This window comes from Georgenia yuyongxinii, from assembly GCF_006352065.1.
GTDB lineage: Bacteria > Actinomycetota > Actinomycetes > Actinomycetales > Actinomycetaceae > Georgenia > Georgenia yuyongxinii.
Genome location: NZ_CP040915.1, coordinates 671,102 through 690,937 on the forward strand (window position 1 = coordinate 671,102; position 19,836 = coordinate 690,937).

Here is a 19,836-nt window from a genome sequence, read left to right on the forward strand (position 1 = left end):
CCTTCAGTTGGTGGGTGTGCCGGACGCGACGCCGGTGCGGGTACGGGATCCGCGCAGGGTGGGGTCCTTGCGGACGAGCAGGTAGTAGACGCCACCCGAGCTGATCGCCGCGGCGAGCCAGGACAGGTCCAGCCCGTGCAGCGCGGTGGACACCGGTCCCTGGAGCGCGGGGACCATCCCGTGCATGAAGAGCCAGGCGCACAGGAGCCCCGTCCCGAACGCGACCAGCGCACGCCAGTCGACGTCGCGGAGCCGGTGGGTGCCCACCGGGTCGAAGTGATGGCCGAAGTCGGTGGAGTGCCGGTCGAGGAGGTAGTAGCGCACGCCCACGATCGCGCCCCAGGTGGAGGTCCAGCCCACGCAGGCGGACAGCCAGGCGTCGAGCGAGCTGGCGATGTCGGTCGAGAACACGAACACGGTGACCGCGCCCATGGTCGCGACGCCCATCCCGATGTTCAGCGCCCGCCGCCCGATCCTGACGTCCAGGCTCTGGATGGTGACGGTGAAGGTGTAGATGTTCAGGATGTTCGTGGCGATGGGTCCGTGCAGCACCAGCAGCAGGACGGGGATGGCCAGGGCGCCGAAGTTGTCGACGATGAGCTTGCCGGGGTCGACCGACCCGTTGGTGGTGGCCAGGGTTGCGCCGAGCAGGCCGAGCCACAGCACGGGCAGGATCTGCCCGCCGGCGCTGGCGAGGTAGAGCTTCTTGCGGGGGACGGTCTTGCTGACGAACCGGGAGTAGTCCGAGGCGTACGTCAGCCAGGTCAGGCCCCAGCCGACCCCGATGGCGGTCATCACCGAGGACATCGCGACGATGCGCTCCCAGCCGGTCAGCGCTCCGGTGGGCGGGCCGGCGTAGGACCAGTCGATGTCCATGAAGACCCAGGCGGCGACGGACATCGCGACCAGGATCGCGATCGTGGGCGGGACCGTCCATCTCTCGAAGGCGGAGATGGCCCTGTAGCCGAACAGGGCGATGGTGACCTGTACGGCCATCACGGCCGCGGCCACGGCGAACTTCCACCCGTAGTTGGTCAGCGTCGGGTCGACCAGGCCGATCTTCCCGAACAGGGCCATCACCAGGTCCAGCACGATCCAGGTGTTGACCGCGCACCAGCCGATCACGACTGTCGCCTGGATCACGGCGGGGAGGTAGTTGCCGCGGCGGCCGAAGACCCCCCGCCCCAGCAGCATGCCGGTGACCCCGCTGCGCTGGCCGAGCAGGACGAACAAGCCGAAGACGACCATGCCGAGCACGTTGCCGGCCACCAGGACGCCGAAGGTGTCCCACAGGCCCAGGCCCATGCTGATCCCCAACGCGCCCAGGACCCAGTTGATCGGGGCGATGTTCGCCCCCGCCCAGATCCAGAACTGGCCGGCGACCTTCGTCGTGCGCTGGTCCTCCGGGATGGGCTGCAGCGTCTCCTCGACGTCGCGGCGCACGTCGGGAGGCTCGGTGTGCGCCGGTCCGGCGGATGCCGGGTCCCGGCCGCTCAGCGAGGTGCCCGTGACGGGGGTCCTCGCTCCGGTGAAGTTCATCTGAGTCACGAGACTCACATCCCGAACTCGCTACGGATGGCCGTGACCATGCCGGCGGAGGCACGGTCGAGGAGGACCCGGCCCTTGCCGGCGGTGGCGGCCGCCCCGGATGACAGGCATCCCGAGGGCGGCGTGATCTCCGGACGGGCCGGCAGAAGGTCGTAGGTGGGGAGCACCGCCGGGGGGATGTCGGCGACCCGGTCCATGTCCACCAGGTGGGGGTGGAGCAGGAGCATCAAGGAGGTCTCCAGCACCCCGCCGTGCTCGAGGTCCCAGCCGGGGAAGCCGTCGGGGTAGAGCTCGGCGATGGCGGCGTCGTCGACGAAGTCCCAGTAGGACATCAGCATCACCCGCACGTCCTCCGTCCCGGCCAGGCGGAGCTCGCCCAGGGCAAGGTCGACGCCCTCGTAGAGGAACTGGTAGTTCTCGTAGTGGCCGTTGACGAAGGCGATCTTGCGCACCCCGTGCCGGGCCAGCTCGAGCACCAGGGACTTCGCGGTGGCGATGACCGTGGCGGCGTCCAGGCTGGTGGAGCCGGTCAGGTGGTTACCACCGCCCGAGCGCTGCTGGGACTTGTACCCGTACACGATCGGCGCGGCGACCAGGGACCCGGTGCGCTCGGCGACCGCCCCGGCCATCGCCTTGGACAGCAGCACGTCCACCGACAACGGCATGTGCGGGCCGTGCTGCTCGATCGACCCCACCGGGATCAGCACCGGTGCGCCGTCGGCCACCCGCTCCCGGTAGGTGAAGGCGTCCAGGTCCTCCATGAACACGCTGCGTGCCATCAGTTGGTCCTCCTGCTCGAGCGGGTGCCGGCCGTGGGTGCGGCCACGGCGGGTGCGGCGGCCGTGGCCGCCGAGGCCATCGCGGGCGCCGCCGTCGGCTCGGCCGGGTCGGCCGTGAGCGTCGAGGCGATGACCGGGGCCGGCTCGGGTGCCGACTGCACCGGGGTGGTGGGCTCGCGGTCCGGCGCCGCGCCGACGGCGTCCGGGCCGTCGGCGCGCTTGGGCCTCGCCTTGGTGGAGGCGAGGATCTGGCTGAGGCCACCGCCGACGATGAGGACACCGCCGAGAGCCTGCATGCCGGTCAGCGGCTCGGCGAAGAGCACCAGGCCGAGGACGGTCGCCATGATGGTCTCCTGGTAGGAGATGACGGCGAGCTCGCCGGCGAGCAGGATCCGCGTCGCCACGGTCAGGAAGTAGAAGGCGCCGAAGCCGGTCACGACTGCGGCGATGGCCAGCACGATCCAGGACCGGCTGTCCATGCCGGACAGGTCCGGGGTGCGGAACATCAGGATCACGCCGATCGTCACGACGGCGAAGAGGAAGTTGAACCCGGCCCGCACGTTGGAGTCGCAGTCGGTGCGGTAGCGGCTGAAGAACAGATAGAGCCCGTACGCCACACCGGAGACCAGGGCGACGAGGTTGCCCGTCATGTACTGCGGGTCGAGGTCGAGGCCGACTGTGAAGCCGTCACCGGCGGTGTAGTTGATGATGCCGATGATCAGCAGCGTGCCCACGAGGACCGCGCCGAGGGAGGCGATCATGCTCTTCTTGAGCGGTTCCTTCAGGAAGATGGCCGACAGGACCGTCGAGTAGATCGGGCCGGTGTAGATCAGGAACGACGCGTTGGCCAGGGTGGTCATCTGCGTCGAGATCACGTACAGGGACGACAGCAGGCCCAGGAAGACGCCGGAGAGGAGGAGCGACGGTGTGAACTTCGTGGCTCGCACCTTCAGGAAGCCCTTGGTGGCCAGGAAGATAGCCGTCATCCCGATCAGGCCGGCGAGGCTGCGGTTGAAGGCGATGAAGTCGCCCGGGGCGTCGATGTAGCGGGCGAAGGCGCCGATGCCGCCCATGAGCGACGACGACAGGAACATGATCCCGAAGCCCTTGAGCTTGAGCGCCTTGGTGGGGTTCATCCCGTTCTCCTCTTTGAGTGCACGTTCCGGGGCTTGGTGGCGCTTGGTGGACGGGACGTCAGCTCTGTCAGCCGAGGCCGGCCCGACCGGCGACCCCCGCGCGAGGCCGGTGCGGCCCGTCCCAGGTCAGGGACGGCGGCGGTGGAAGGCTTGTTCGGTGGCCGTGAGTGGTGCGGCCGGGCCCATCCGGCTTGATCCGGTTGGGCCCGGCCGTGCTTGGGGGACGGGGAGGTCGCATGCCCCGGCCCGGTTCCGGTGGCCGGCAGGTGCTGACCACCGGAACCACCCGGCGGGGCGACGACCACGGCCTGGACCGTCGCCCCTCGGCAGGTCAGACGAGGGTGGTGTCGCCGGCCTGGTTCGGGAAGTAGTCCTCGCAGCCGCCCTCGCGGTAGACGTCGGCGGTGGCGCAGTGCAGGCCGCCACCGAAGGCGTAGGCGTCGCGCAGGGGCACCGGGATGACGTTCATCCCGAGCTTGTCCATCTGCTCGGCCTGGTAGACCTCGGACTCCTCGACGATGACCGTCTTGTGGTCGACCACGAGGCAGTTCATCGACAGCCACACCGAGGAGTAGCACAGGGCCGGCGGCTCGTCGTGCGCGGGTGTCGCGGCGGACACGATCTCCCAGTCGTTGGCCTCGAAGATCTTGCGCTGGTCCTCCGGCAGGGGCCGGTGGGGGTTGTTGATGATCAGGCCCGGCCGCAGCGGCACGAACGTCGCGTCGATGTGGATCGGGTAGGGGTCACCGGGGAAGTTCAGCGAGTGCACCCGCAGGTCGGGGTAGTAGCGCTTGAACCACTCCATGGCCTTGAGGTTGGTGGTCAGCCCGTGCTGGATGAACAGGTCCTTGCCCATGCGCATCACGTCGGCCGCGTCCCACATGGGCTCGGCCTCGGTGGTCACGAAGTCCTTGTTGGCGGTGCGCACCAGGCGCTCCTCGAGGGTGATCTTCTCGTCGTAGTAGTTGTGCTTGTAGGACTTGTCCGTCAGACGCGGGCGGGGCGCCTGGGTCCACTTGAACTCCGGGTCAGCCTCGAAGTACTCGTTCATCAGCGGCCAGTAGGCCAGGTACTCGAAGTAGCGGCACCGGAACGAGTTCGCGGAGGCCATGATCTCGTTGCCGATGGTGAGCAGGATGTCGCGCGGCGGCATCTGCGTCATGCCGGACTCGGTGCGGAAGTCAGGGGTCTTGATCTCCTGGTTCCACTGCAGCGGGGTCGGCCGGTCGACCTTGACGCCGAGGCCCTCGAGCACCTTGGCGTAGTTGTCCAGCTGCGCGTTGGCCTTCTCCACGGTCTCCGTGGGACGTGGCCCCCACATGCCGCGCATCTCGGAGTCCACGGGTACCTTCTCCGAGGTGGCCGGCTCCTCCGGCGGGATGACGCTGTTGTCAGCGCGCCCGACGATCACGTGCTTGAGCGGGTCGAAGTCGTTCCACGAGTTGACGATCTTGGTCATTGAAACTCACTCCTTCTGGGGCGCGTCGTCGCGCTCCCGGTTCACCCCGGCTGTTCGGGGCTCTGCTTCCTGGGCCGCCGTGGTGCGGCGGTCGTTCATGGGTGTCGTTGTGTCGTGCTCGTCGTGCGGTCCGTCCTCGAGGCCATCACCTCGGTCCGGCACGGTCGGTGGCCGGCGGCAGGTCCCTCATGCGCGCCGCACCCGGGTCTCCGGCACCTGCGGCACGGGCGGGCGGATGTCGTCCGGTCCGCCGTAGTTGCCGCCCGGGGTGACGATCGTGCCGGCCTTGCCGGCGATGATGTCCCGGGCGTCCTGGAGGCGGCCGATCGCCGCCATGTCGCCGGTGAGCTCGACGAAACGGCAGGCCGCCTCGACCTTCGGTCCCATCGACCCCGCGGGCAGGCCCAGGTCGCGCAGGGCGCCGGGGGTGGACCGCGTGATCTCGCGCTGCTGCGGCGTGCCGTAGTCCGCCATGACGGCGGGCACATCGGTGAGGATCATGAGAACGTCGGCCTCGAGCGCCTCGGCGAGCACCGCGGCGGTGAGGTCCTTGTCGATGACGGCCTCGACGCCCTGGAGCTTGCCGAACTCGTTGCGGATGACCGGGACACCGCCGCCACCGGCGCAAACGACCACCGCGCCGGCGGCGAGCATCGTGCGGATGAGGCGCGTCTCGATGACGCGCTGCGGCTTGGGGGAGCCGACGACCCGACGGAAGTACGGGCCGTCCGCCTTCATCACCCATCCGCGCTCGGCGGCGAGCTTCTCGGCCTGCTCCTCGTTGTAGACCTCACCGACGAACTTGGTGGGGTTCTTGAAGGCCGGGTCACCCGCGAGGACGAGGGTCTGGTTGACCAGGGCGGCGACGTGGCGGCCGGGCAGGTTGTTCTGCAGGGCCTGGAGCAGCCAGTAGCCGATCATGCCCTGCGTCTGGGCGCCGAGGGTGTCGAACGGATAGGGCGTGGTGAGGTTCGCGTCGTTCGCCGACTGCAGGGCGAGGACGCCGACCTGCGGGCCGTTGCCGTGGGTGATGACGACCTCGTGCTCCTCCGCCAGGGGGGCGAGGGCCTTGACCGCCGTCTCGACGTTCGCGATCTGGATGTCGGCGTCCGGCTTGTCACCGCGCTGGAGGAGGGCGTTGCCGCCCAGTGCTACGACGATGCGCATCCTCGTCAGCTCCCCAGGGTGGCGACCATGACGGCCTTGATCGTGTGCATGCGGTTCTCGGCCTGGTCGAAGACGATCGAGGCGGGGGACTCGAACACCTCGTCCGTGACCTCGAGGGCGTCCATGCCGGTCTTCTGGTAGATGTCCTCGCCGACCTTGGTGCCGCGGTCGTGGAAGGCCGGCAGGCAGTGGAGGAACTTCACGTCCGGGTTGCCGGTCGCGGCCACGAGCGCGGCGTTGATCTGGTAGTCCTTCAGCAGCGTGATGCGCTCGTCCCAGACCTCCTTGGGCTCGCCCATGGAGACCCACACGTCGGTGTAGAGGAAGTCGACGCCCTTGACGCCGACCGCGACGTCGTCGGTGATGGTGATCCGCGCGCCGGTCTCCGCGGCGATCTCCCGGGCCTTGGCCACGATCTCGGGAGCGTTCTGCAGCTCCTTGGGGGCGACCATGCGCACGTCCATGCCGAGCATGGCGCCGGAGATCAGCAGGGAGTTGCCGACGTTGTTGCGGGCGTCGCCGAGGTAGGCGAAGGCGATCTCGCCGTCGGCCTTGTCACTGTGCTCGCGCATGGTGAGCTGGTCGGCGAGCATCTGGGTCGGGTGCCAGTCATCGGTCAGGCCGTTCCACACGGGCACGCCGGACTGAGCTCCGAGGACCTCCACGGCCTCCTGGCTCGCACCGCGGAACTCGATGCCGTCGTAGAAGCGGCCGAGCACCCGCGCCGTGTCCGCCACGGACTCCTTGTGGCCCATCTGGGAGCCGCTGGGGTCGAGGTAGGTGACGTGGGCGCCCTGGTCGAAGGCAGCCACCTCGAAGGAGCACCGGGTGCGGGTCGAGGTCTTCTCGAAGATGAGAGCGATGTTCTTCCCCGCGAGGCGGGGAAGCTCGGTGCCGGACTTCTTCTCCGCCTTCAGGGCCGCGGAGAGGTCGAGCAGGGAGCGCCACTCGTCGGGCGTGAAGTCCAGCTCCTTCAGGAAATTGCGTCCGTGGAGCGCGTGAGGCATCTTGGTCGGTGACGCGAGGGTGGTGCGCTCAGGGTTGGCGAGTGCCATGGGTCATACTTCCTCTCGAATGGTGGGGCAGCTCATGCACCGCGGACCTCCACGTCCGCGGCCGAGCTCGGTCCCGGGAACCTCGAGCACCTCGATGCCGTTGTCCCGCAGGTACGTGTTGGTGGTGACGTTGCGCTCGTAGCCGACGACGACGCCGGGTGCGATCGCGAGGGTGTTGCAGGCGTCGTCCCACTGCTCGCGCTCGGCGGCGAGGGAGTCCTGCGGGGTGGTGAGGATCCGGATGTCGGGCAGGCTCAGTGCGTCCGCGATCACGCGGTGCATGTCCTCGCCCGGGTGCCGGGTGACGCACAGCTCCTTGGGGGTGCTGCCGGGACGGATCGTCAACGACGGCAGCATGCCGAGGCCGGCGTACTTGGTGAAAGACTCCTGGTCGACCATGGTCATGACCGTGTCCAGGTGCATGAAGGCGCGTGCCTTGGGCATCTCCAGGGCGATGACGAGCCGGGCGGAGCCCTCGGCGAAGAGCCGAGCGGCGAGTCGCTCCACGCCCTGGGGGGAGGTCCGCTCGCTGAGGCCGACCAGCACGGCCCCGTTGCCGATCACCAGGACGTCGCCGCCCTCGACGGTGGCGGCCCCCTCGGCCGAGCCGACGGACCACAGGTGGTGGTCGCCGTCGGCGAAGCGCGGGTGCCAGCGGTAGATGGCCTCGTAGTTGACCGTCTCGCGCATGCGGGCCGTCTTGCGCATGGAGTTGATCGCGACGCCGTCGTAGACCCAGCAGGAGGTGTCGCGGGTGAAGAGGTGGTTGGGCAGCGGGGCGAGGACGAAGTCGTCCACGCCCATGGTCGTCAGGGCGACCGAGTCGGGCTCGACGATCTGGTCGAGCAGCTCGCCCTTGGTGATGCCGGCGATGAGCACGCTCGCCAGGGCGGAGCTGTCGAGGTTGTCGGCGTGGTTGCGCAGCGCGTCGATGGCGCCCAGGCCGTAGACGCGCTCGTCGACGACGTGGTCGAGCAGGTACCGGCGTGCGTCGATGTTGTCGAGGGTCTCGGCGAGGAGCTCCTCGAGATAGAGGACGTCGACGCCGCGGTCGCGGAGCACCTGGGCGAACCGGTCGTGCTCCCACTGTGCCTGGCTGACCCACAGCACGTCGTCGAAGAGGAGGTCATCCTTGTTGGACGGCGTGAGCCTCGACATCTCCCGGCCCGGCCGGTGCAGGATCACCTGCTTGAGCACGCCGATCTCGGAGTCGACGCGATGAATCTGCTTCGCCAGCGTGGTGGTCTGTTGGTACGTCATCGTTCCTTTGTCCTTCCCTCAACGTTGAGAGCTGCTAGGTGAAAGACAACACCCACCTGGACGCCCGTTCAGGGGACCTTTTACCTAAACAAGCGTCCTGACCTGCGGATACGCCGAGTTGCGTCAGTCCTTGACATGTCTACGCGGCTGTACGTGCGTGCAGGGGATCTAGATGTCCGACGGCGGCACGACGGCCCGTCCGCCGGCTCCCCGGCGCCGAATGGTCCGGGCGGATCGTCGGGCGGTCAGGGGCGGTCGCGTGACGGACGGTGCGCGCGACTGTGACGCATCTCGCACCGGCTACGTCAGGCCGTGGTCTGGGAGAATCGACAGGCCGGCTCGCAGGGGGAAGCGCGTCCATCCGGTGTGGAGGCGTCGGCCCCTGCGCTCCCGCCGTGTGTGCCCGGACCCCGCTGTTCGAGGGTCGGCCGGGTGGCGGGACGACTGTCCAGCTCCGACCTCACGGTCCGGGGGGCGCGGTCGGGTGCGGCGCTCGCACACACGAAGGACCCAACACATGCAGTTCTCCGCAGGTCAGGTCGTCGTCCACCCCCACCACGGGCCGGCCACGATCACCGAGATCACGACCAGGATCCTGAGGGGGGTGCCTACGAACTACCTCTCGCTGCAGGTCCACCGCACGAATCTCGTCGTCGCCGTGCCGATGGACAAGGTGGACGAGGTCGGCGTGCGCGCCGTCTTCGACCGGGGTCAGATCGAGTCGCTGTTCGAGGTCCTGCAGGCCGCCAGCGGGCAGGAGGAGGAGCAGTGGTCGCGCCGGCAGAAGGCCAACCACGAGAAGCTCCTCACCGGCGACCTCTTCGCGGCGGCGGGCGTCGTCCGTGACCTGACCCGGCGGCTCGACACCAAGGGCCTGTCCTGGGGTGAGAAGGACATGCTCCGTGACGCCCGCAAGCCGCTCCTGGCGGAGATCGCGCTGTCGCTCGACCTCTCCGACGATGAGGCCGTTGCCGCGCTGGACGCGGCGATCGTCGGAGAGCCCGCCCCGCAGCGCGACCTGGTCGCCGTCGCCGGCTGACGCGGTCGGCCCCACGTCGAGGGCCGGTCCGGGTGAGTTCCGTACGGATCTCGGACCGCCCGGACCGCCTGCCCCCGGCGCCATGACGTGCGAACATGTCGCGAGTGTGAGATAGACCACACGGCCGCCTCTCGGCGAGGTGATCGGGCCGACAATCGGCCAAATTCCAACGACCGGCAGTCCCGACGACCGCCGGCGCGCCCACCCGTGCCACTTGTGGCGCCGGGACGCTGCCAACGGCTGCTTGCACCGGAGCGATCTGGACGCCATGATTGTGCGAGACGGAGCGCGACGCCTGCCCCCCCTGCGCGCCGCGCTCCGTCCATCACTTCCGGGCCCGCCGTTCTGGCGCGAGACACCCGACCTGCCGAGTCGGCGCCGTGTGCGCCGAGACACCCACCGGCGCGGCACATCCCGAAGTCCTTTCCCGCTGTTTACCGTGGTGGGATGACATTGCCTGCGCTCTTCTCCCGCGGCGGGGCGGGCCGCCGCCGGACCGCGGCGGCCGCACAGGACCGTCACGACCGGCCGGACGGCGACACCGCCGCGCCCACCGATGGCACGCCGGCAGGTCAGGAGCCTGCCGGGGTCGGCGCCTCGCGGGCCGCCGCGGTCGCCAAGGCAGTCAGCGGATGGCGCCCTGCGCTGCAGCAGCTCGGCGGGGAGAGCACCCTTGCCGACATCACGCTTCTCGGCGAGGCCGTCATCGACCTCACCGCGGCGCACCCCTCCGGGATCGCGCAGCTCTACGCCGGCCGGACCACCCGCCTGAGCAACCTCGTCCGCGAGGGCAGCGCCCAGCTCGCGGCGCGCCGCTCCGCGCGCACCGTGCGGGCCGTCGCGGACGAGCTCGCCCAGCGCTACGGCGTCGCGCCGACCTTCCTGGCCATCGGCGTCGCGACCTGGACGGCCCTGCCCGAGCCGCTCGAGCCGGACGTCGACGAGGCCGGGGACGTCGCCCTGGAGGTCTCCGCCGATCCGGGGGCGGCACTCGCCGACCGTCCGGCAGCCGGTGCGCCCGCCGAGCCCGACGGCGCCAAGCCCGTCGCCGCCCGGGTGCGCACCGTGCACGCCCCCGTCCTCCTGCGACCGGTGCGCCTCACCGCCCACCCGGGGACCGAGGGCGACGTCGACCTCGGCCTGGAACCCGGTGTGGAGATCAACCCCGTGCTCGTCCGCGCCCTGCGAGCAGCCGGGGTCCGGCTCGACCTCACGGCGCTGACCGGCACCACGGACCGCGACCACGGGTTCACCCCGCGGGCCGCGCTCGCCGCGCTCGCCGACGTGGGCCGCGAGAACCTGCCCGGTTTCGAGATGAGCGAGCGGATCGTCGTGGGCCCGTTCGTGCACCCCGGCCAGGTGCTGGTCGACGACCTGACCGCCATGCGGCCCCACCTGGCCGCCTCGGATGTCGTCGCCGCCCTCGCGGGGGACGAGGGGGCCCGCGCCGCCCTGCACGGCGAGCTGCCCTCCAAGGTGCTCGGCGACCGTGCGCCCGAGGCGGAGCGCGGCGCCGGGGACCTCGACGTGGACCAGCAGCACGCCGTCGACGCCGTCGCCACCGGCGCACACGTGTTCCTCGACGCCCCGCCCGGCTCCGACGTGCCCGGCACGCTGGCCGCCGTCGTCGCCGACGCCGCCGCCTGCGGGCGGCGCGTCCTCTACGTGCCCGGCACCCGGCGCACCGGCCGGGCGCTGCTCGGCCGGCTCGAGGAGCTGGGCCTGGGCGACATCGTCCTTGACCTGTCCACCGACGGCTCGTGGCGTACCCGCGCCGCCGCCCAGCTGCGGGCCGGCCTGAGCCCGGCCGCGGTGCAGGTGGACGACGACGCCGTGCGCGCCCTGCGTGCCGAGCTCACCGACGTCCACGCCCGGCTCGCCGGATACGTCGCGGGCCTGCACCAGCAGCACCAGCCGTGGGGCGTGTCGGCCTACGACGCCCTGCAGGCCCTGGCCCGGCTCACCTCCGCCCGCCCCGGTCCGCGCACCCGCGTGCGCCTGGACCCCGAGGCTCTGCGCCGGCTCGCCGACGGCGGTCTCGCCGAGGCGCGCGAGCACCTTGCCCGCGCCGCCGGGCTCGGCGCGTTCACCCTGCGCCCGAAGGACACCCCCTGGTACGGGGCGGACCTCACCGAGCCGGCCGCGGCGTCGGCCGCCCTCGAGCGCACCCAGCGGCTGGGTGAGCTGAGCCTGCCCGCCCTGGCCGCGCAGATCGCGCGCGTGACCGAGCAGACCGGGCTCGAGACCGCCACCACCCTGGCGGCCTGGACCGAGCAGCTGGAGATGCTCGACGGGATCGCCGAGGCGCTCGACGTCTTCCTCCCGCAGGTCTTCGAGCGTTCCGCCGCCGACATGGTGGTCGCCACCGCCACCCGCGCGTGGCGCCGGGAGCACGGCGTGACGATGAAGGGTTCGGTGCGTCGCCGGCTGCGCAAGCAGGCCAGGGACCTGGTCCGGCCCGGGCGGCCGGTGGCCGACGTGCACGCCGAGCTGCTCCGCGTCCAGGAGAAACGGGAGATCTGGCGCCGGTACGAGCCGCACGGCGGCTGGCCGCGCCTGCCCGACGGCCTGGCCGAGATCCGCGCCACCGAGCGTGAGGTGCGGGCCGATGTCCAGGCTCTGCAGGCCGTCGTCGGGGCGGGCGCCGGCAAAGAGGACCTCACGACCCTCCCGCTCGAGACCCTCACCGAGCGGATGCGCGAGCTCGGCCTGGATGCCCCCGCGCTGCGGATCCTGCCCGAGCGCACCGCCCTGCTGCGCGACCTGCGGGCCGGGGGCCTAGGGGCGCTCATCGACGACCTGACCGAGCGTGCGGTACCCGCCGCGCTGGTCGCCGCCGAGCTCGACCTGGCGTGGTGGAGCTCGGTCCTGGAGCAGATCCTGCGCACCGACCCCGCGCTCGCCGGGTACGACGGGCCCGCTCTGGCGGCGCTCGTGGGCCGGTTCCGGGAGCTGGACGCGGCACAGGTGGCCGGCCTCGCCGGACCGGTGCGCCGCGCCGTCGCCGCCCAGCTCGCCACCGCCGTGCGTGATCGCCGCGACGAGGCCGCCGTACTCTTCGATGCGCTCGGCCGCGGCGGTGGGCACCTGCGCGAGACCTACGCCGCCCACCCGGACCTGACCGGCGCGATCCGGCCCGTCTGGCTCGTGGCCCCGGTGCTCGTCCCACAGCTGCTGCCCGAGGGGCGCGTGGTGGACCTGCTCATCCTCGACGGCGCCCAGCACATGCCCGTCGAGCAGGCCGTGGCCATGCTCGCCCGCGCACGCCAGGTGGTGCTGGTCGGTGACTCTCGCCGCGGCGGGGACGGGCTCGTGCCGACCCTGGCGCCGCTGCTGCCCGCCGTCACCCTGCCGACCGGCCGCGCCGCCCGCGACGAGGGCATCGCCGCCTTCCTCGCCCAGCACGGCTACGGCGACGTCATCCGGTCGGTGCCGGCGCCGCCGTCGAGCACGCACATGCGCCTGGACCGGGTGGACGGCTTCGGCATGCCCGCGCCTGGTTCCGACGCGATCGAGAGCGTCCAGGCCGAGGTGGACCGCGTGGTCGACCTCGTCATCGACCACGCCCTCACGGCGCCGGAGTCCTCGCTCGCCGTTGTCGCCCTCAACGCCCGCCACGCCGAGCGGGTGCGCGAGGCCGTCTCCGCCGCGGTGGCCGGCAGTCCGGCCGTGGCGGGCTTCTTCCAGGGCGAGCGGCCCGAGCCGTTCACGGTGGTCGAGGCCGACGCCGCCGCCGGGCTGGCACGTGACGTGGTCGTGCTCTCGGTCGGGTACGGCAAGACCCCGCACGGGCGTGTGCTGCACCGGTTCGGGCTGCTGGACGGCCCGGACGGCCTGGCGTGCCTGGTCGACGCGCTGGACGCGGTGCGCCACCAGCTCGTCATCGTCAGCTGCATCGGCCCCGGCGAGATCGACCGCGACCGGCTCCGCCAGCCCGGGCCGCGTCTCCTGGCGGACCTGCTGGACCAGGCCGCCGTCGGCACACCGTCCGGTGAGACCCCGACGAGCGCGCCGGAGGAGAGCCCGGACCAGCTGCTGGTAGACCTCGCCGAGCGGCTGTGGCGGCTGGGGCTGATCGTGGTGCCGCGCTACGGTCTGGAGGGCGGGGTCCGGATCCCGCTCGCCATCGGCCACCCGGACCTGCCCGGTGAGCTGCTGCTCGCGGTGCTCACCGACGATGCGGAGTACGTGGCCGAGCCGAGCCTGCGCCGGCGTGACCGGCACTGGGTGCAGCGCCTGACCGACCGCGGCTGGCGGGTGCACATGGCGTTCTCCACCGCGGTGTTCATGGACCCGCAGGCCGAGGCCGAGCGGATCCTGGCCCAGGTGGTCGAGGTCGTGGAAGAGCGGCGGGCCAGCCACCGCGCGGTCCTGGAGGCCGCGCAGGCGCCTGCCGGGGCCGGTGTCGCGAGCTCGGAAGCAGGCGACGGCGCGCCAGCTCAGCCGGTCGATGCGAGCGCACCATCGGCAGAAGCGGGCAGTCCGGCCGCTCCGGCGCCCGCCCGGCCACGCGGCCCGCGCCCACCCGTGGTCGCCGGGTTGCCGCTTGCGGCCTACGGCGACGACCAGCTCGACGACCTGGTGACCTGGCTGTCGTCCGACGGTGCGGAGCGGGACGACGCGGAGCTCGTCGAGCTGCTCCGCGGTGAGCTCGCCCTGACCCGCCGGGGCGACCAGGTCGACGCCGTCCTCGGCCACGCGGTACGCCGGCGCTCTCGATGAACGAGGACGCCACGCGGGAGCAGGGAGCGGCGGATCCCGCCGCACCTCAGGCGAGCGCCGCTGGTCCGAGTGGCCGCCGGCGTCACCGCCGCGTGGTCGCCCTGTCGGAGGTGGACCGCCGGCGCCTCGCGGCCGGCGAGCTGACGAACGAGGTCGAGGCCCTTCACCAGGGCGACGCTCCGGTGGCGCGGCCGTCACCCACGTCGGAGCAGCCCGCGGGCGAGAACGACGCCAGGCTCCTGCGTGACGTGCCGCCGCACTGGGGCAAGCGGTAGGACACCCGTCGTGCGGGCGCCCGACGGTCGCGACCCGGCGGCCTGCCAGCCCGGGACCCCGAGTTGCGCGGCGGTCCAGGGCACACGTCAGGCCCGGCGCCCCGAGGGCGGCGGGCCTGCGCGGCTCGTCTGCTCAGAGCTGGCGCCCGGCGCGCTCTGCGGCGAGCAGATCGCGGATCTCGGTGAGGACGCGCACGTCCTCGGCCGGCGCCTCCGGCTCGACCTCCTCGACCTTGCGGCGGGCGGCGAGGGTGTTCATCGGCAGCACCACGAAGAAGTACAGGGCACCGGCCACGAGCAGGAAGTTCACCAGCGCCGTCACCACGGCGAACGGAAGCACCTGAGCCGCCTGCCCGCTCATGCCGAGCGTGATGACCCAGGTCTCGTCGAAGTTGGGGGTGCCGAAGAGCCCACCGATCAGCGGGTTGAGCACCTTCTCGACCAGGGCGTTGACCACGCCGGTGAACGCGGCACCGATGACCACACCGACGGCGAGGTCGACGGCGTTGCCGCGTGAGATGAACTCCTTGAAACCCTGGAGCATGAGAGAAGAACCTTTCGGACGGGGCCGGACGGCCACAGGCGGGAGGGCTCGAGCCGCGGCGGCGGTCACGGAGCCTCCAGCACCGCACGCAGCGGCGCCCAGGCGCTCGAGCCAACGAGTACGGTAGCGAGCCGTTCGGGAGCGGCGACGTAGACGTACGTCATACCGGAGGTTCCTGCACCGAGCAGCCCCTCGCTCACGTCGGCATCCACCGCAAGAACGACCAGGTCACGGGCGATTACCCGTGCCTCGCCCGGCGTGCCGGTGGTGTCCGACGTCACGGCGACCAGGCTGATGTGCCGGCCCGGCTGGGCGAGACGGGCGGATGCGGCGTCGGCCACTGGGACCGCGATCACGACCGTGCCCGGTGGTGCGGCCGCGGCGAGGCCTGGCCCGGCGAGCATCCCCGGCAACAGCGGTGTCCCGGCCGGCAGCCCGACGGCGAGCGGCTGGCCCACGGCCTCGGCCAGCGTTCGCAAGGCACCGCTCGGTGCGAGACCCGCCGGGACCGGTCGGATGACGACATCGGCCGCGGCAAGCGGCGTCCCCGCCGAGACGTCCGCCCTGAGCACGACAACGTCCTCGTGCGGGGGTGGCGCGGGGCGCAGCGCGCTCACCGCGGTCGCCGCCGCCAGACCGAGGCACACGGCCGCCAGCACATGGCGGCGCCGCCACATGCCGCGACGCAGGCGGGTCGCCGTCGAGCGAGACGGGGGAGGAGGCTGCCGGGTGCGCATCCGACGACGCTAGGGCGCGTGGCATTCCCGGGACTGCTGGGCCGGGCCAGGCTGTGGATGGGCTGGCACCTCACCGGCCCTGGCATCCGTAGCGAGCCGGAGTCGGTGTGGTCCGGGAAACTCAGCTGGCAGCAGCGGCCGCGGGCTTCTTCGCAGCGGACGAGCTCGATGACGAACCTGAGCTCGACGACGTGCCCGAGCTCGACGACGAGCCCGAGTCCGCGGACTTCTCCTTGGCCGGCGCAGCGGGGGTCGACGACGTGCTGGACCCCGCGCGCGAGTCGGTGCGGTAGAAGCCCGAGCCCTTGAAGACCACGCCGACTGAGGAGAAGAGCTTGCGCAGCGCGCCGCCGCACTCCGAGCAGACGGTCAAGGCGTCGTCGGTGAAGGACTGCTTGACCTCGAGCTCGTTGCTGCAGACGGTGCACCGGTAGGCATAGGTAGGCACGAGAAGAACCTCCAGGACTCGCTGGCGACGTTGGCACTCCACCACATCGAGTGCCAATGGTACTCCGTGTCAACGCCGGCGACCCGGTGACCCTTCCCACGCCGATAGGCTCGCGACCGTGCAAGGAATGTCTGTGCTGCGCAAGGTCGCCATCGCCGTCGTCGCGATCGTGGTGGTCGCCGCCGTCGTCTCCGCCGGTCTGGCGCTCGTCCTCGTGCGCCGGCCGCTGCCCGCCCACGACGGCGCAGCGACCCTGGACGGCCTCGCCGCCGAGGTGACCGTGGTCCGTGACGAGCGCGGTATCCCGCAGATCTACGCGGCCTCGGACGCCGACCTCATGCGCGCGCAGGGCTACGTGCACGCCCAGGACCGGTTCTTCGAGATGGACTACCGCCGGCACGTCACGGCCGGGCGGCTGTCCGAGCTGGTCGGGGCGAACGAGGCCGCGCTGGCCGCCGACCAGGTGGTGCGCACCATGGGCTGGCGCCGCGTGGCCGAGCAGGAGTGGGAGCTGCTCAGTGACGAGACCCAGGCGCTGTACGCCGCCTACGCGGACGGCGTTAACGCCTACCTCGACGGGCGGGAGGCCTCGCGCCTCGGGGTGGAGTACACGGTGCTGGGCATGCAGACCACGCTGCGCGACGTGGAGCCGTGGCAGCCCGTGGACTCCATCGCGTGGCTCAAGGCCATGGCCTGGGACCTGAGCGCGAACTACGAGGAGGAGCTCGGTCGGGCCACGGCGCTGCGCCCGCTGGGTGGGGACGTCGCCCGCGTGGAGGAGCTCTACCCGGACTACCCCTACGACCTCAACGCGCCGATCGTCCCCACCGCGCCCGAGAATCCGGCGGCCGGAACCCCCGCGGCGCCTGCCTCCGCCGGGCCGGCGTCGGCCGAGCCGGCGTCGGCCGAGCCGGCGTCGGCGGAGCCGGCGTCGGCGGAGCCGGCGTCGGCGGAGCCGGCGGCGGCCGTGATGGACGCGCGCGGCGCGGTCCAGGCGCTCGCGCGGACCGCCGACCACCTCGCCGCCGTGCCCGTCCTGGTGGGGGAGGGGCCGTACGCCGGGTCCAACTCGTTCGCCGTCGCCGCCGAGCACACCGGTACGGGTGCGCCCCTGCTCGCCAACGACCCCCACCTCGGGCTGACCGCGCCGAGCGTGTGGTACCAGGTGGGCCTGCACTGCACCGAGCAGACGCCTCAGTGCACCTTCGACGTCTCCGGCTTCAGCTTCTCGGGCCTGCCCGGGGTGGTGATCGGCCACAACGCCGGCCTCGCGTGGGGGCTGACCAACCTCCCCGTCGACGCCATGGACCTGACCCTCGAGCGCATCTACGAGGACGGCACGTACCTGCGCGACGGCGCCCGGGTCCCGCTGGAGATGCGTCGGGAGACCATCGAGGTGAACGACGGCGACGCCGTCACCCTGTCCGTGGCGAGCACCGAGCACGGCCCCATCGTCTCCGAGGTGCTGCCCGGCACCGGGGTGGCGGGCACGGTCCCGGTGCCCGAGGGGGCGCCGCCCGCGGGCTTCTCCGGCTACGCCGTCGCCCTGCAGTGGACCGCACTGCAGCCGGGCCGCTCCGCCGAGGCGATCTTCGCGCTGGACCGGGCCACCGGCCCCGACGACGTCGCCGCCGCGGCCGCGCTGCTCGCCGCCCCTGCGCAGAACATCCTCTACGCCACCGCCGACGGCGACATCGGGTCCCAGGCCGCCGGCCGCACGCCGGTGCGCGCCGCCGTGCCGGACACCCCGGTCCCCGCGGACGGCTCCTGGCCGCGGCCCGGCTGGGACTCGCGCTACGACTGGCAGGGCGACGTCGCGCCAGTAACCATGCCGGCCGTGCGCAACCCCGCCGAGGGGTACCTCGTCGCCGCCAACCAGGCCGCCATGCCCGCCGGCCAGGGACCGTTCCTCACCAACGACTGGGACGCCGGGTACCGGGCAGAGCGGGTCAGGGAGCTGCTCGCCCAGCGGGTGGGGGCCGGCGACGCGGTCGACGTCGACGCCGCCAACGCCATCATGGTCGACGACGCCAGCCCGTTCGGCCCGGCGCTCGTGCCGTCGCTGCTGCAGGTCGACGTCGACGACGACTTCGTCGCCGAGGCCGTCGACGAGCTGCGCAGCTGGTCCGCCGAAGGCTTCCCGACCGCCACCGACTCGGCCGGCGCGGCGTACTTCAACGCCGTGTGGACGGCGGTGCTGCAGCTGACCTTCGCCGACGACCTGCCGTCCTCGCAGACCCCGGACGGCGGCTCCCGCTGGCTACGTGTGGTCGAGCTCCTCCTGGAGGACCCGCAGAACCCGTGGTGGGACGACCGCACCACCGTCAACATCGTCGAGGGCCGCGACGAGATCTTGCGCCAGGCCCTCGTCACCGCCCGCCAGCAGCTGACCAACTCGATGGGCAAGAACCCCGCCGACTGGGAGTGGGGACAGATCCACCAGCTGCGGCTCGAGCACCCGGTGCTGGGCGGTGACACGGTGCCGGACCTGGTGCGGCGCCTGGTCAACCCCGCGCCCGTGCCGGTCGCGGGCGGCAGCTCCGTGGTCAACGCCATGGGCTACGACGCCGCCGCCCGGGACGCGCTGGGCCGCACCGACTTCTCAGTCACTGCCGGACCGTCGATGCGGATGGTGGTCGACCTGGCCGACCCGGACGCCTCCACGTGGGTGGCCGGCCCCGGCAGCTCCGGCCACCCCGGCTCACCGCACTACACCGACCAGATGCGCGCGTGGGCGCAGGGGGCGACGTTCCCCTGGCCGTTCACCCGGGCGGCGGTGGACGAGACCCGTTCCGACGCCATGACGCTGCGGCCGCCGGAGGAGGCGTCGGCTACCGCTCAGAGCTCCGGACCGTCAGCCGTCGGTGGGAACACCGCGAGCATGTCCTCCTCGCGGTCGAAGATGACGACCTCCGGGTAGGTCGCGCGGACCCGGACGAGGTCAACCGCGGGGAGCTCGTCCGGTGCGAGGCTGCCGAGCAGCACGTCGCCGGCGGGGCCGGCAGGGCCGGACCCGTCGGACGGTCCGCCCGCGCCCCGTACCGCGTCCACATCCGTGCCCGTATCTGCACTCGCGGCCGGCGGCCGGAGCAGGGCGAGGACGCGTGCCTTCTCGCAGCGAAAGCCCCCGGTCCCGAGGACCACCCGGCCGTACCCCTCGACGATCCCCGAGATCCGCCGGGAACTCGCGAACGGGTCCTCCCGGTAGTACGCGTAGAAGCCGCAGGTGCAGCCCTGCAGGCCGTGTCCGGCACCGATCTCGCGGGCGGACGACCAGCTGACCCCGATGCCGCCGTCCGGCCGGCGGACCACGATGCCGCCGTCGTGCAGGCACGACGCACGGTTCTCGCCCGGGTGCCAGACCTGGCTGTAGAACAGGCCGGTGAGGTGCCCGTCGGTCGTCACGCCGAAGGACCGCCGCCCCCGCACCGAGCCCAGCACGAGGGCGGGCCCCTGGAACTCCTCGAGCTCCATCGTCAGGCCGGGACCTCTTCAGGGGCCGGCGCCGGCGACGGCTCGGGTGCCGGGACCTCCCTGGGCAGGGGCTCCAGCTCGATCTCTTCCTCTTCCTCGCCGATGTCGCCCAGCTGCGGGTCACGTGCCATGTCCGTCCTCCTCGTGTCGGCCGACGGCGGTTCCGCCGGGCACCACCCGGACCGCCGGCACC

General features: G+C 72.1%; 16 protein-coding genes. 4 read left to right on the top strand and 12 right to left on the bottom strand.

Annotated elements, in window-relative coordinates:
• Nucleotides 1–3: 3 nt before the first annotated feature.
• The 7 genes from FE374_RS03110 to FE374_RS03140 all read right to left on the bottom strand — a co-directional run bounded on the left by FE374_RS03110 (nucleotide 4) and on the right by FE374_RS03140 (nucleotide 8,404).
• Nucleotides 4–1,539: a purine-cytosine permease family protein gene (locus tag FE374_RS03110; protein ID WP_139931283.1), complete on the bottom strand. Its 1,536-nt coding sequence runs from the start codon at nucleotides 1,537–1,539 to the stop codon at nucleotides 4–6.
• A 14-nt stretch (nucleotides 1,540–1,553) separates the two neighbouring features.
• Nucleotides 1,554–2,327: a creatininase gene (locus tag FE374_RS03115; protein WP_139927196.1), complete on the bottom strand. Its 774-nt coding sequence runs from the start codon at nucleotides 2,325–2,327 to the stop codon at nucleotides 1,554–1,556.
• On the bottom strand, nucleotides 2,327–3,463 hold the full coding sequence (locus FE374_RS03120; RefSeq protein ID WP_168205554.1) for a DMT family transporter: 1,137 nt from the start codon (nucleotides 3,461–3,463) through the stop codon (nucleotides 2,327–2,329). Before FE374_RS03120 ends, FE374_RS03115 begins: the two co-directional genes overlap by 1 nt.
• Nucleotides 3,464–3,794: 331 nt before the next feature.
• Nucleotides 3,795–4,922 carry a serine/threonine protein kinase gene (locus FE374_RS03125; RefSeq protein ID WP_139927197.1) on the bottom strand — a complete coding sequence of 376 codons (1,128 nt, stop codon included), beginning with the start codon at nucleotides 4,920–4,922 and terminating at the stop codon, nucleotides 3,795–3,797.
• A gap of 186 nt (nucleotides 4,923–5,108) precedes the next feature.
• A complete protein-coding gene (gene arcC, locus FE374_RS03130) occupies nucleotides 5,109–6,089 on the bottom strand; it encodes a carbamate kinase (protein WP_139927198.1) in 981 nt (326 codons plus the stop codon).
• 5 nt (nucleotides 6,090–6,094) lie between these two features.
• Nucleotides 6,095–7,096: an ornithine carbamoyltransferase gene (gene argF / locus FE374_RS03135; protein ID WP_139931287.1), complete on the bottom strand. Its 1,002-nt coding sequence runs from the start codon at nucleotides 7,094–7,096 to the stop codon at nucleotides 6,095–6,097.
• 51 nt (nucleotides 7,097–7,147) lie between these two features.
• Nucleotides 7,148–8,404, bottom strand: a complete 1,257-nt coding sequence (locus tag FE374_RS03140; RefSeq protein ID WP_139927199.1) for an arginine deiminase — start codon at nucleotides 8,402–8,404, stop codon at nucleotides 7,148–7,150.
• Nucleotides 8,405–8,921: 517 nt separating this feature from the next.
• Here FE374_RS03140 and FE374_RS19055 point away from each other — a divergent pair.
• The 3 genes from FE374_RS19055 (at nucleotide 8,922) to FE374_RS03155 (ending at nucleotide 14,440) form a co-directional block, all read left to right on the top strand.
• Nucleotides 8,922–9,443 carry a CarD family transcriptional regulator gene (locus FE374_RS19055; RefSeq protein ID WP_168205555.1) on the top strand — a complete coding sequence of 174 codons (522 nt, stop codon included), beginning with the start codon at nucleotides 8,922–8,924 and terminating at the stop codon, nucleotides 9,441–9,443.
• 447 nt (nucleotides 9,444–9,890) lie between these two features.
• Entirely contained in the window at nucleotides 9,891–14,165 is a 4,275-nt protein-coding gene (locus FE374_RS03150) for a hypothetical protein (protein ID WP_139927201.1), read from the top strand.
• Complete coding sequence (locus tag FE374_RS03155) at nucleotides 14,162–14,440, top strand: hypothetical protein (RefSeq protein WP_221934955.1); 279 nt, start codon at nucleotides 14,162–14,164, stop codon at nucleotides 14,438–14,440. Before FE374_RS03150 ends, FE374_RS03155 begins: the two co-directional genes overlap by 4 nt.
• A 133-nt stretch (nucleotides 14,441–14,573) precedes the next feature.
• Here FE374_RS03155 and mscL read toward each other — a convergent pair whose 3' ends face one another.
• The 3 genes from mscL to FE374_RS03170 form a co-directional block, all read right to left on the bottom strand.
• Nucleotides 14,574–14,984: a large conductance mechanosensitive channel protein MscL gene (gene mscL / locus FE374_RS03160; protein WP_139927202.1), complete on the bottom strand. Its 411-nt coding sequence runs from the start codon at nucleotides 14,982–14,984 to the stop codon at nucleotides 14,574–14,576.
• A gap of 65 nt (nucleotides 14,985–15,049) precedes the next feature.
• Nucleotides 15,050–15,721, bottom strand: coding sequence for an SAF domain-containing protein (locus FE374_RS03165; RefSeq protein ID WP_139927203.1), 672 nt, complete (start codon nucleotides 15,719–15,721; stop codon nucleotides 15,050–15,052).
• Nucleotides 15,722–15,842: 121 nt separating this feature from the next.
• A complete protein-coding gene (locus tag FE374_RS03170) occupies nucleotides 15,843–16,169 on the bottom strand; it encodes an FmdB family zinc ribbon protein (RefSeq protein WP_139927204.1) in 327 nt (108 codons plus the stop codon).
• Nucleotides 16,170–16,296: 127 nt separating this feature from the next.
• Between FE374_RS03170 and FE374_RS03175 the strand changes: the two genes are divergently transcribed.
• A complete protein-coding gene (locus tag FE374_RS03175) occupies nucleotides 16,297–19,089 on the top strand; it encodes a penicillin acylase family protein (protein WP_139931291.1) in 2,793 nt (930 codons plus the stop codon).
• Here FE374_RS03175 and FE374_RS03180 read toward each other — a convergent pair.
• Together FE374_RS03180 and FE374_RS20030 are read right to left on the bottom strand one after the other, a co-directional pair.
• On the bottom strand, nucleotides 19,008–19,643 hold the full coding sequence (locus FE374_RS03180; RefSeq protein WP_139927205.1) for a hypothetical protein: 636 nt from the start codon (nucleotides 19,641–19,643) through the stop codon (nucleotides 19,008–19,010). The genes FE374_RS03175 and FE374_RS03180 overlap by 82 nt on opposite strands.
• A 2-nt stretch (nucleotides 19,644–19,645) precedes the next feature.
• Nucleotides 19,646–19,774, bottom strand: coding sequence for a hypothetical protein (locus tag FE374_RS20030; RefSeq protein ID WP_269142054.1), 129 nt, complete (start codon nucleotides 19,772–19,774; stop codon nucleotides 19,646–19,648).
• Nucleotides 19,775–19,836: the final 62 nt, after the last annotated feature.

What these genes read in the sequence shown, in the direction of transcription:
- FE374_RS03150 (WP_139927201.1), top strand. Translation starts at nt 9,891, where the DNA reads ATGACATTGCCTGCGCTCTTCTCCCGCGGCGGGGCGGGCCGCCGCCGG.
- FE374_RS03140 (WP_139927199.1), bottom strand. Translation starts at nt 8,404, where the DNA reads ATGACGTACCAACAGACCACCACGCTGGCGAAGCAGATTCATCGCGTC.
- mscL (WP_139927202.1), bottom strand. Translation starts at nt 14,984, where the DNA reads ATGCTCCAGGGTTTCAAGGAGTTCATCTCACGCGGCAACGCCGTCGAC.
- FE374_RS03125 (WP_139927197.1), bottom strand. Translation starts at nt 4,922, where the DNA reads ATGACCAAGATCGTCAACTCGTGGAACGACTTCGACCCGCTCAAGCAC.
- FE374_RS03120 (WP_168205554.1), bottom strand. Translation starts at nt 3,463, where the DNA reads ATGAACCCCACCAAGGCGCTCAAGCTCAAGGGCTTCGGGATCATGTTC.
- FE374_RS03175 (WP_139931291.1), top strand. Translation starts at nt 16,297, where the DNA reads ATGTCTGTGCTGCGCAAGGTCGCCATCGCCGTCGTCGCGATCGTGGTG.
- FE374_RS03155 (WP_221934955.1), top strand. Translation starts at nt 14,162, where the DNA reads ATGAACGAGGACGCCACGCGGGAGCAGGGAGCGGCGGATCCCGCCGCA.
- FE374_RS03180 (WP_139927205.1), bottom strand. Translation starts at nt 19,643, where the DNA reads ATGGAGCTCGAGGAGTTCCAGGGGCCCGCCCTCGTGCTGGGCTCGGTG.
- argF (WP_139931287.1), bottom strand. Translation starts at nt 7,096, where the DNA reads ATGCCTCACGCGCTCCACGGACGCAATTTCCTGAAGGAGCTGGACTTC.
- FE374_RS20030 (WP_269142054.1), bottom strand. Translation starts at nt 19,774, where the DNA reads ATGGCACGTGACCCGCAGCTGGGCGACATCGGCGAGGAAGAGGAAGAG.
- FE374_RS03110 (WP_139931283.1), bottom strand. Translation starts at nt 1,539, where the DNA reads ATGAACTTCACCGGAGCGAGGACCCCCGTCACGGGCACCTCGCTGAGC.
- FE374_RS03165 (WP_139927203.1), bottom strand. Translation starts at nt 15,721, where the DNA reads ATGCGCACCCGGCAGCCTCCTCCCCCGTCTCGCTCGACGGCGACCCGC.
- FE374_RS03115 (WP_139927196.1), bottom strand. Translation starts at nt 2,327, where the DNA reads ATGGCACGCAGCGTGTTCATGGAGGACCTGGACGCCTTCACCTACCGG.
- FE374_RS19055 (WP_168205555.1), top strand. Translation starts at nt 8,922, where the DNA reads ATGCAGTTCTCCGCAGGTCAGGTCGTCGTCCACCCCCACCACGGGCCG.
- arcC (WP_139927198.1), bottom strand. Translation starts at nt 6,089, where the DNA reads ATGCGCATCGTCGTAGCACTGGGCGGCAACGCCCTCCTCCAGCGCGGT.